General features: G+C 35.2%; 6 protein-coding genes. All 6 read right to left on the bottom strand.

Features of this window, described 5'->3' with window-relative positions:
- Window positions 1–12: 12 nt before the first annotated feature.
- The 6 genes from ACEN2H_RS00080 to ACEN2H_RS00055 all read right to left on the bottom strand — a co-directional run bounded on the left by ACEN2H_RS00080 (window position 13) and on the right by ACEN2H_RS00055 (window position 12,213).
- Window positions 13–1,491 carry a RagB/SusD family nutrient uptake outer membrane protein gene (locus ACEN2H_RS00080; RefSeq protein WP_441729431.1) on the bottom strand — a complete coding sequence of 493 codons (1,479 nt, stop codon included), beginning with the start codon at window positions 1,489–1,491 and terminating at the stop codon, window positions 13–15.
- Window positions 1,492–1,502: 11 nt separating this feature from the next.
- Window positions 1,503–4,550, bottom strand: coding sequence for a SusC/RagA family TonB-linked outer membrane protein (locus tag ACEN2H_RS00075; protein WP_441729430.1), 3,048 nt, complete (start codon window positions 4,548–4,550; stop codon window positions 1,503–1,505).
- 810 nt (window positions 4,551–5,360) lie between these two features.
- Complete coding sequence (locus ACEN2H_RS00070; RefSeq protein ID WP_441729429.1) at window positions 5,361–6,731, bottom strand: immunoglobulin-like domain-containing protein; 1,371 nt, start codon at window positions 6,729–6,731, stop codon at window positions 5,361–5,363.
- Window positions 6,732–6,757: 26 nt separating this feature from the next.
- Entirely contained in the window at window positions 6,758–7,585 is an 828-nt protein-coding gene (locus ACEN2H_RS00065; protein ID WP_441729428.1) for a glycoside hydrolase family 16 protein, read from the bottom strand.
- 56 nt (window positions 7,586–7,641) lie between these two features.
- On the bottom strand, window positions 7,642–9,078 hold the full coding sequence (locus tag ACEN2H_RS00060; RefSeq protein ID WP_441729427.1) for an Ig-like domain-containing protein: 1,437 nt from the start codon (window positions 9,076–9,078) through the stop codon (window positions 7,642–7,644).
- A gap of 12 nt (window positions 9,079–9,090) precedes the next feature.
- Window positions 9,091–12,213 (bottom strand): glycosidase, encoded by a 3,123-nt coding sequence (locus tag ACEN2H_RS00055; protein WP_441729426.1) that lies wholly within the window; start codon window positions 12,211–12,213, stop codon window positions 9,091–9,093.
- Between the last annotated feature and the right edge of the window lie 382 nt (window positions 12,214–12,595).

Here is a 12,595-nt window from a genome sequence, read left to right as displayed (position 1 = left end):
AATAGTTTTTTTTTAATATCCAGGATTTTGTGACCAATTTCCGTTTGCGAATTGAATTTCTTCTATTGGAATTGGAAATAATTCATTTTTACCCGCTGTAAATCCAGTAATTTCTTGAACTGCTTTTTTAGTTCTTACTAAATCAAAGAAACGATGCCCTTCACCGACTAATTCTACTCTTCTTTCTGCCAAAATAAAATCAGTTAATGCCGCTCCAGAAGCAGTAATGTCGTGATTCAGGTCCCCAAAAGCACGTCTTCTTACTTGATTCAGATATAATCTCGCTTTAACATCATCTAGTCCGCTTCTATTATACGCTTCTGCTGCCATCAACAAAACATCAGCATAACGTATGGCTCTGTAGTTATTTGGATTAGTCAAGTTCAAATCTCCTGCAGCGATTGCGCTTCTCTTTCTTGGAATGTATTTTCTATTGAAGTAACCCGTATTTTCATAACCTTGTCCATAAGTTGCTCCAGTTTCTGCACTCCAAGAACTCATATCTAAAATTGCCACTGCTTTTCTAGAGTCCCCAGCCTCAAAAGCACTAACTACCTTTTGTGTTGGTACATTAAAGCTAAATCCTGGTGTAAATAATGGCCCAGTATAATTTCTAGGTCCGCTAAAACCAACTGCTACATTCCCTTCGCTACATTGTAAACAACCAAAACCAGCGCCTTCAATATCAGTATATTGCACTTCAAAGACAGATTCGGTGCCGTTCTCTCCGTCTGCTTCAAAAATCGAGTCATAATCGCTCACAAGTGAGTAATTATTAGCAGTAATTAAAGATTGAAAAGTAGTAGCTGCTTTTGTGAAATTTTCTTCATACAGATATGCTTTCCCTAAAAGTGCTAACGCAGCTCCTTTTGTCGCTCTTCCTTTTTGAGAAGGTATTGCTGCTAAATTTTCAGAAGCGTAAATCAAATCTGATTCTATTGATGCATAAACTTCATTCACAGAAGAACGCCCAATCGTTTTTTCGTCACCAACGTTAAAACGAACATCGCCCTTTAACGGAATTCCTCCAAACCACTTTACCAATTCAAAATGATAATAGGCTCTTAGAAAACGAGCTTCTGCTATAATTTGGTTTTTTCCTTCAAATTCAGTTTTGTCTTTGAATTCTAAAATGTAATTCGCTCTGTTAACTCCAGCAAACATCCAGTTCCAGATATCTCTCAAGTTACTGTTCACAGGAGTATGAATCATATCATCAATCTGCTGAAATCCCACGACATCAGTTTGACTTTCTCCTCCCGCTAAGGTGTTATCTGAGGCTATTTCCCCTAATAAAACGTTTACGTAAGACGATTGCAGCAAATCATAAGCTGCAACAAGTGCCATATCATAATCTGATTTAGAATTAAAATAATTTTCTGAATCGATTGAATAAGCAACATCTCTGTTTACAAACTCATCACTACAAGAAATAGTTAAAGTTGAGATTGTTGCTATAAATACTATTGTAAAAAATATATACTTTTTCATTTAAATATAAATTAAAAATTAATGTTTAAACCTAACAAATAGGTTCTTGGCGTAGGGTAAAAACCATAATCAATTCCGCCACCAATAGGAGCACCATTAGAAGCTCCTGGATCAAAACCTCTATATTTGGTAAAAGTATAAAGATTATTAACACCCGTATAAAGTCTTAACTTTGTGATTCCCGCCTTTTCAGAAACTTTAGAATTCAGCGTGTATCCTAATTGAATGTTTTGGATTCTCAAATAAGAAGCATCTTCAACATAATGGTCAGAAAAAATCGTATTAGCAGTTGCACCCGTGGTCACTCTAGGATTAATATTACTTGTACCTTCTCCTGTCCATCTATCTAAAACATAATTTAACCGGTTGGCATCTGATACTGTTCTTTCATAATTCCGTACCATATCGTTCCCTATTGAAGCGAAAGTAAAGGCTGCGAAGTCTAGATTTTTATAGTTTAACTGTAAATTGAATCCCATAGTCGCTTTCGGTATTGGATTCCCTAAATTAGTTCTGTCTTTGGTATCAAGAACCCCATCTCCATTAACATCTACATAGCGAAGATCTCCAGGTGCAGCATTAGCTCCTAAAGCAATTTGCGAAGGGTGTGCATTAACTTCTGCTTGGTTCTGAAAAACACCATCCGTTTTATATCCGTAGAAGTATCCAATAGGCATGCCTACTTCCATTCTTGACGGCGCAGGTTGTCCGACACCAAATGCCCCACCTTCTATAAATCCAGTACCGTTATTCACTTCCAAGACTTTATTTTCTAAAAAAGTAACATTATACCCTAAACTAAGAGAAAAGCTGTCTGAAAATTTGTTTTTGTAATCTACAGAAAACTCAACACCAGAATTTTTTACAGTTCCTGCATTTACTGTAGGAGCAGATGCACCAGGAGCATAATTTCCAGTAATACCAGAAACAGGTATATTTGGAATTAACAGGTCCTTTCGTGTGTCAGTAAAATAATCGGTAACGATTGAAACTTTATTATTGAATAATTTTAAATCTAAACCAACATCAAATTTCTTAGCTTCTTCCCATTTTAAATTCGGATTTGGAATCTGCCCATTTGCAGTACCATTTACTAAGGCACCGTCAAAAACGTAAGTCGCCTCGCCCGAAAGTTGAGAAATATATCCATTATTTGGTATTTGATCATTTCCTAGAGTTCCATAGCTCGCTCTCAATTTCATGAAATTTACCGTTTTTGCCTCACCATAAAAACCTTCATCAGATAGAATCCAACCAGCGGTAAAGGAAGGAAAATAACCAACTTTATTACCAGGTCCAAATTTTGTTGAAGCGTCCCTTCTAAACATTGCTGACAAAAGATATTTTCCTTTATAATCATACTGCAATCTACCAAAGTAAGAAAGCCTTCTCTCATCGTAAGTATAAGAACTATTCGTTTTTGCTTCTAGAAAACCAGTCGTTAATGCAATATCCGCATAATCCCATGAATTGTTTGGCACATCATAACCTCTTGCATATAAACCATTACCCCATTCTTTAAAAATCGTATTTCCTATAGTCCCTTCAAAATTATGACTCTCCCCAATTGTTTTGGTATACGTTCCAAAAACATCAAACGAGTAATTGTTATCATTTATAGCATTTTGAGTTACTGAGCTTCTTTGCACATCAAAAACTTTTCCGCCGTAATTTATTTGTTTATCAAAAATTCTTGACTTGCTATTTGAGGTATTAAAACCCATCGAACTTGATAAAACAAAACCATCAAACAATTTATATTCTAGACCGAAATTTCCATTTAACTTCTTAAAGTTATAATCATTATAAGTGTTTCCGATTTGTGCCAGTGGATTAATTATTTCATTTCCCAAACCTGTGGTGCTCGGCACTACAGTAAAATCTCCAGTTGCATCGTAAGGATTCAACGTTGATGGAGTATTTAATGCATTAAATAAAACGGAACCTAATCCACCTTCACTTAATGTTTTACGATTAAAATAAGTATAAATAACATTTGTCTTTAACTTAAGTTTGTCCGTAACATCAGCATTTAATGACACTCTAGCAGTATTTCTTAAAAACCCAGACTTATTACCTCCAATAATACCTTCTTGGTCTAAATGAGAACCACTGACAGCATAAGTAACTTTGTCAGACCCCCCAGAAATAGACAAATCATGATTGATAATAGGCACGGAAGAATCAAAAACTCTGTTTTGCCAATTCGTTCCTTTCCCTAAACCAGATACGTTAGGATAAGGAATCGTTTGTCCACCATTTGCATAACTTTCGTTTAGCAATAAAGCGTATTCAGTGGCATTCAGTAAGTTTAACTTTTTTGTAGTTTCCTGAAATCCTGTATATGTATTGTATGCGATTTTAGCCTTAGAATTTTTCTTGCCGGATTTAGTAGTTATCAAAATTATTCCATTTGCACCTATGGTACCATAGATAGCCGCTTGGGCATCTTTCAAAACAGTTAGCGACTCTATGTCATTTGGATTTAACAAACCTAATTCCCCTACGTATCCATCAATAATTGTCGTTGGACCATTCTGTCCATTAGTTGCAATACCTCTAATACGAATATCTAAGGCCGCACCCGGCGAACCTGATTGCGAGGTAACATTAACTCCGGAAACAGTTCCTTGTAATGCCTGTTCAATCTTAATCGGTTTCAGAATTTCTAATGTTTCACTATCCACAACCGAAACTGCTCCAGTAACTTCTCTCCTTTTTTGACTACCGTAACCAATTACTACTACTTCGTCTAAGCTATTGGCATCTTCTTCCAGAGATATAGTTAGTGCTTTATTATTGGACACTACTTTGTATTCGTAATTTTTATAACCAATATAAGAAAACACAACAGTTGAACCAGCTGGAATCTCCTTTAATAAAAACTTTCCATCAAAATCAGTTGCTACTCCTTTAAGTGTGTTTTTAATTTGAACATTTACTCCTGGTATAGGCAAACCAGAACCTTTCTCTTTTACACTTCCCCCCAAATCAAAACTTTGGGCAAAACCAAAAGTAGAGAGAAAAAGAAAAATAATTAATAAATAGTTTGACTTCATAATTTACGTTTTTTTGTGAGGTATAAAACTATAAGGATATCCGCACAACTAATCAGAAACAACCTTTACAAAAAACATACAATGCAAAAAAACCTTCATATTCTATTAATAACATAAAAAAACCAAGGAATACCTTTAAAACCCTAAGTTAGTCCCTCACCCATAAAAACAAGATTACCACAATAACAATCACTATGTTGTGTTAATGTATGGTTTTTTTACTGTCTTAATATCTTAGTTAGACAGTTCAAGGATATTATTTTAAGTCTTGTTCTTTATATAAGTCCGTTTTTTACGCAAACGATATCTCTCTAAATCCAGACTGCAAACCAAACGTCAAGTCACGGGCCTTATTTACTTAGAAGAAACTTAAAATAAAACAAAAAACATAAGCTGGAAAATGATTAATCTAACCTAAAACATCAAGTCCTTTTTAAATCACCTCCGTGAAATCCTTGAACATCTGTTCCAGACTTTTATCCCTGAAAAAAAGAAATAAATTGTCTGCGTCAGCCTTCTTCATTTGACATCAGTTAAAAGTATCTACAATTAATCAAACTTTCATTTGGCGCTATTAATTATGGCTTTTCACCGGCACTAGCTTTTTTTTTACCTTTTATCTAATTTATTAGTAGTAATAACAACTGTTCTATCAATAGTATACGAACAACTTACAATCACAAAAAAAAGGTTCACTAATAAAATAATTATTAGCGAACCTTTTTATGTTCTAGTATTCTATTAATCTATATAACAGGATAATTACTGATAAGTCTATCTAGCAAAATCAAAACAATTATACTCACTGTTTTATTTTAGTTTGACAGAAACATTGTCAAAGTACACGTCTACTAAACAATTTGCAACAGGACCACACGAAGTCTTCATTTGCAATGTTATACCGCCAGTAACATTTGAGCCAGTACGAACGGTATAACTGTACGAACTCCAATTATTTCCAGTCAAAGGATGTGGTCCTCCAGTTAGAATTTCAGCCTTAGATGTACCGCCGGTAGCTAATTCAGAGAAAAATTCTGCAAAAAATACTCCACCAGTACTTGCTGATCCACGTAAATCAAACGAAATTAAGTAATCAGTGTTTGGAGTAACAACACCTACCCCGAGGTTAGCTTGCTTAACTACAGCATCTACAGCACCACCAGTACCAGCTTCAAAATCAGAAACTAAATGTCCAGAAAACGAACCGCTTTTAGGATTTGTACCACTTGCCGTAAATGACGCGCCTTGTATTCCGGTTACAAAACTTTCCCAGCCAGAAGTATTACCAGTCTCAAAGTCCCCATTAACTGCTAAATTTCCAGCAGAGCCGCCACCGCCACCGCCGCCAGCCGCAGTAACAATAACAGTTCTTGTAACTTGAGTCGCTGCATTAGCTGCTGCATCTTTTACATTATAAGTAATAATATACGTTCCTACTGCATTTACATTTACAGCATCTCCCGCAACTACAATACTACTGCTAATGTTTCCATCTACATTATCCGTAGCTGTAGCTCCGGGGTCAGTAAACGTTCCACCAACTGTAATATTAATCGTGGCACTACCATTTAAAGTAATTATAGGTCGGACAGTATCTAATGCAACTATTACCGATCTTGTAACTTGCGTCGCAGCATTACCTCCTGCATCACTAACATTATAAGTAATAACATAAGTTCCAGCTGTATTTACATTTACAGCATCTCCTGCAACTACTACACTGCTTGTAATGTCACCGTCCACATTATCCGAGGCCGTTACTCCTGGGTCAATAAACGCACCACCAATTACAACATTTATTGTGGCACTCCCCGTTAAGGTAATTACTGGCGCAACCGTATCTGGTGCAGCCGTAATCAAAATAACTATTGTATCAACGTAAGTACTAGTAGCTCCTGCAACATTTGTTATTTTTAAAGTTACTGTGTAGGTGCCATTAACGTATGTTTTTATGGGGTTAATATCTGTAGAAGTTGTTCCGTCTCCAAAAGTCCATAAATAATACTTTACATCTGAAGACGTATTAATAAATGTTACTGTACCAGTATATGGATTGATTGTATGTGTAAAGCCTGCAGTAATTACGGGTAAATTATCATCGCTGTTTTCACAGCCACTAAAGCATAATGTTAAGATCAATATCGCAACGATAGCCTGTGCTTTTTTAAGTAATTGTTTCATGATTTTTATTTTATTAATTTTATCTTTTATTTTTTATAAACTCTTACGTAGTCAACTAACATAGTCTGAGGAAAAACGGTCTCATTATTTGGTGCACCTACAAAATTACCGCCAACAGCTAGGTTAATTACAATATAGAAAGGATGGTCAAAAACCCATTCACCCGACACATCTGCTGGTGTTATTTGGTTATATAATACATCATCTATATAATAATTGATATATTCAGGTCCCCACTCAATACCAAACACGTGAAAGTCTGTGTCGAAACGATCATTTAGTAAGCTATAGCTTTTTGTAATTGATGCTCCCCCAGAATATCCTGGACCATGTACAGTACCTAAAACTTTCGTCGGTTCCTGTCCGCGATACTCCATAATATCAATTTCACCACATTGTGGCCAACCAACTTCATCAATATTAGCACCCAATAACCAAAATGCTGGCCACATACCTTGTCCGTAAGGCACTCTAATGCGCGCTTCAAAACGGCCGTAAGCCTGATCAAATTTACCTTTAGTTGTAAGTCTTGCCGAGGTATACGAAGACCCATTGTAAGACTCTTTTTTAGCGGTAATTAATAAATATCCGTTTTCTACTTTTACATTTTCGGTACGATCCGTGTAGAATTGGAGTTCATTGTTACCCCAGCCTCCACCTGTATCGCTGTTACCAGTACCTAAATCATAACCCCAAATTGCGCTATTAGGAGCACCCTCTGTATCAAACTCATCTTGCATAGTTACCTGTGTGAACTTTGCAACGTCTTGCTTTTCATCAGTTGAGCAACTAGAAATTACAAATATTGGCAGTGCCACAAGGAGAGCCTTAAAAACCAGTCCTTTTATTAGCATTAAATTTGTATCTATTTTTTTCATTTTTTTTTGTTTTAATATTTTCTCCACTATTCTTACTCTTTATAGAAATACATATTATCTACATAAATAGTTTTTACTTTAGAAGATTTTATATTTTCAATAATGATTAAATTGACTCCTGTCTTATCCAATGAAGTTTCTGATGTAGGTCTAATCGGAATTTTTATAGTTTCCCATACTCCAGCTTCGAAATCGGTATCTTTATGAACGACTGGAGCTCTAGGATCTAGTTGATAACTTTGACCAATACGATTTTGTTGAAAAGTAGTAGCAGCAGAATTTTCATTCTTAAATGTGACAAGGAGGTCTATATCAGTAGGTAATTCTAACATCAAAATATCAACACTAAAATGTGTCATTTCTGAAATATTTAATGGAGTTGTAAGCTGAGTACCAACAAAATTAAAATCAGTATAGCTCAGCACATTCTGGCCATCTATAGTGGTTTGTTCACCTCTCGTTGTTTGGTAAGGAGCCCAATAGCCATTATAATAATTTACGGGTATATTTGAATATTTGTCACTAAATATTGAAATCACATTATTTTGAGCTAAGGTAGGAACAGAAGCAACAGGAAAGCTTCCTGGAACAGTAACCGTTAAAGATCCAGTTGCTTTAACACCACCTAAAGAAGCTGTTATTTTAGATGTACCTGGACCAACAAAAGTTATAATTCCTAAATCACTAACTCTAGCCACTTCAATATTAGATGATTTAAAAGAAAAATAAGCGGGTGCTGCAGTAACTGTTTGATTTAGTCCAGACTCCAAATTAAATGTTTGTGTCAAACCATAATTAGCCATACTAACTGAATTTCCCAAGAACTGGATTTCTACTTTATCCTCGCCATTTCCAATAGATGGTTTTGGCTGTGCGATAGTTCCTAATTTTTCAAATTTTAAATCATCGATCCAAAAAGAATACCCTTTATCATTTTCTGGTCCTTCAGCATACCAGAACATTCCTCTTTCGGCTGTTAATTTATAAGCATCTGGAATTGGAATAATATATTTTTTCCAATTAGTTGTTAACTGTAAGTTTGTTGTCACTAGATACTTGTTCTCTGCAAAATCTTGTCCAAAGCCAATTTCGTTAATTAAACCTGCTTGAGTTCCCTTTGCCCAAAACGTTAATGCATCGTAACCCGATAAATCACGCGCTGTTGCAGTACGAAAAATAGCACCAGCATACGCGCCCAGTGGATCACCAACGTTAGGCACGTCAAATCGCATAGATGAAGCTCCCCTATATTTTGTTTCTTGATCAACAGTAAAAGCTTGAAAGTACGACCCTTCAAATGGGAAGTAGTCTAATCCTGCAGTAAAGCCGTCTATAAAAACTTCCGGAGAGTTTGGAAAAGTTGAAAATGCTACTTCATCTGAAATTTCTCTTTCGCAACTAGTGGTAGCGACAAAAAGCAATCCTAAAATGAAGCTGTTTTTTAAATAAATAAATTTTATATTTTTCATTTTTTTTGTCTTTTATTTTCCAATATTGATATGTATGTATGTTCTAATTTCCCATTCATTTCCATTACCAAAACCTACTGGACTTATAATAGGTGAAGTTGCAAATGGAAGTGCTTCATTTGGAGAATACCTAGGGGAGTACTGATCCATTGAGCGCCAAGTTCCGCGAATACCCATTCTTGTGTCTGGTAAAATAAACCAATTGGGTTTCCCTACTGAAGTGGATAAATCCAACATTAACTGCATAGGATAAGTTAAATTGAAATCACGATGATAATCAAACGGCCCCCAATCATTGACTTTGACAGATCCAACTGCTTTTACTTTATTGTAAATCAATCTTAGATCTCCTCCCATACGATTAATCAATCTTGCGTCACTACCATTTGCCTGAGCATTACCACCATAAAGATTAGCAATAATTCCAAAGTTTGAATGTAGTTTCGAGACAATTCTGCTATTAATTTCCCATAAATCTTGCGCTGGAGCCGAATTTGGAAAAGCGAATAAAGTACGATCTGCTAAAAATCCAATTGCCGCATCCTGAGCAGTTGGTTGATGACGAAAAACAAATCCTAAATTCATTGCAAACTTAGCATCTTCACTACGATCATTGTCCCACTCATACATCCAGGTTGCTGGTGTAGGATCATAGGTAAATAATATTTCTGAACCAAGAGTTTCTCTATTACCCCTTACTGCAAAAGGATCATCTTGAATATTTCTAAGTCTTCCCGGTGCTTGAACATCATTTGGCATAGCGGCTACAATAGGTTTTTGCCATAAGAAGTTTGGTGCAATTTGGAATTTTCCAACTGTATAAGTCGCACCTGTTAGAAAATTAGTTTGGTTACCACTACCAGAGTCTTTCAACTTCCATCCGGTGAATGTTTGAGTATTATCTGCTCCACCATTAGCAACTAATCCCATCGCAGCTCCTTGTGCATACCAATTGATAGGCCCTGAAGAGTAGGTCAACTTAAATTTTCCACCCCAATTATCACTCGAATTGATTTTATCAGTATAAACAACATAACTTCCTGTCTCTCCTTTAGTAAATTGAAAAATCCTACCATTTAATGGATCTCCTCCCCAAATACCTCCAACTTCAATACCGAGTCCACCAATCTTAGTTTTGGCATGAAGTGTCAACCTCCTTGTTTTTGGAAGAGGAATTGCTATTGAAGTTACAGCACCAGAAATTTTGGCAATATCTTCATGATATACACTTGTCAAATCAAATTTTCCAACTTTTTTACTATATTTTAATAAAACCGCAGGATTCGCTCCCCACCATAACTGAGGCCCAAATGCTGCCTTTAGTCCTGTCAATGCTTTTTTACCATCGATTTCAAAACCTAGAATTTCACCATTGTAAATATCTAAATTTGGACCATAATTCGCTTCTTGGTATAATCCAAAGAAATCACCCTCATAACCCCAATGATAATGTCCTTTTCTATAGAAACCACGTAAATCAAAGTCTTTTGCATTCCATTCATACTCGGCATTGTACACTTGCACTCGATTAACATCAGTTAAGGTAAGATTACCGTTATCTGTATTTACAATTTGCGCACGTCCTCTATTTTCATAAAAAATTTCATCAATAGGATTAGAAGCTACATTTCCTAAAACGTTAAAATTAACTTCTGCTCTCATGTTGGCAGCCGGATTTCCTTCAGCTCCAATAAAATAAGACTGCATATGATCAAAACCTAGTTCATTTGGATAGACCATACTATTTGGATCTGCAGTAGTTGGAGTTGTAATTAAACTACCACCCGTATTAAAAGTTGTAAATTCTGCTCTCAAATTGCTTAGTCGAATCTTTTCACTAGAACCGCCACCTAAAGCTGCTTTATCTCCTCTAGCTCTTAAAACAGCATCCATTAATTGAATGTTTGCAAAAGAATTATCGATGTTTTCAAGGGTTGCTCCTTTTGCATAAGGATCTACTTGATGCGCCTCTTTAAGTACATAATAAGCAGCACGTGGATAAAGATCATAAAGACCACGAGAATTTGTAGGTCCTTTGGCACAAATACCAAACCATTCCTCATTCATGTTATTATCATTTCCATTTAAATCCAAAGGATAACCACCATTAGACCAGGAAGCATTATTATCATGAATATCTAAATTTTTTGTTTGGCCATATTTCCACCATCCATCACTAAATTGAAACGTAAAACCGCCCAAAGAATTTCCTGCTTTTCCTAAGCCAGCCGCATTCTCGTAAATTTCTTTCCAATTCCCCAACATATAATAAGCCTGAGATTTTTGATCTTCACTATTATTGACAGTATTAAATGCATCAGCACCAAACTCTGTAAACATTATAGGTTTATTTAGCTCCTCTTTTACTTTTTTGAAGGCATCTCCAAAAGAAACACCTCGATACACGTTTGTACCTAATATATCTATAGCAGGACATTCTTTTTTTATGATATCTAAGAAAAGTAAATCGCCATTACAAATTGCCATTGGATGTGAACTATCCAATTTTTTCATCTCAACAATTGCCTCATTAAAAAGCTTGTACATATCATGTGCTCTCACGGTCGACTTCCTGTCTTCTATTGGGATGTTCTCTGTTTCTGCGCCATCCCAAAAAAGGCCGTAATTGTTTTCATTACCTAATAAAAACAAAAGTAATCCTGGTGTATTCTTATATTCTTCCACCATTGTTTTTGTTTCAGCTAACAATAATTTACGAGTATCTGAATCAGAATATTTAGTATTTGGCACCCAGGATCCATTAATAGTGAGTCCATATCGTCCAAAAGAATGATTCAGCATAGAATAAATACCATAATTTTTATAGATGTATTCTACCCACTTTGCGGGTATACCAGTATATTGCCTAATCGTATTTACCCCCATATTTTTAAGCAAACCCATTTCAGAGTCAAGTGCTGCTTTAATAACGTCATCAGATTGACTCCACAAACTGTAAGTGTAATTAGTGCCAATTGGATAGTAATCCCAGTTCATACCGTTGATCATAAAATCCTTACCATCGACCACTAATTTCATTCCCTTCTCATTAGTAACAACTGACACATTATTAGATTGCGAAAAAACTGCTGTTGTAAACAAAAAAAGTATTAATCTTAGAATATTTTTTTTCATAATTTATATTTATTTTTTAGTTGCTCCTTTAAAAAATTTTGATAAACCCGAATTCATTATTGGTTTCATCAAAGTTTTATTATCTTCTAGTAATTTTATGTTATGTGTATTTTAATATTGCTAAAAGATCAATTAAATGTCTGCTCAATTACTCTTCCCAAATAGCATTTAACTTAAAAAATACCAGGAAGTGCTGCAAGTTTAGATAAAATGATAGATGCTTTACATTCATACGTTAATTATTTTGGTTTGTTGTAAAATTACACACAAGTCCTTATAAATATTTAAAAGATGCCGATACAAAAAACATACAACACAAAAAAAATACTTATTATTTCTTAATAATCAAAAAAAAACCTAAATACACTAAGGAATTAATAGC

The sequence above is a fragment of the Flavobacterium sp. W22_SRS_FP1 genome (genome assembly GCF_052113685.1).
Lineage (GTDB): Bacteria > Bacteroidota > Bacteroidia > Flavobacteriales > Flavobacteriaceae > Flavobacterium.
The sequence above is the reverse complement of the archived record's forward strand: the minus strand, read 5'-3'. Positions and strand labels throughout refer to the sequence as shown.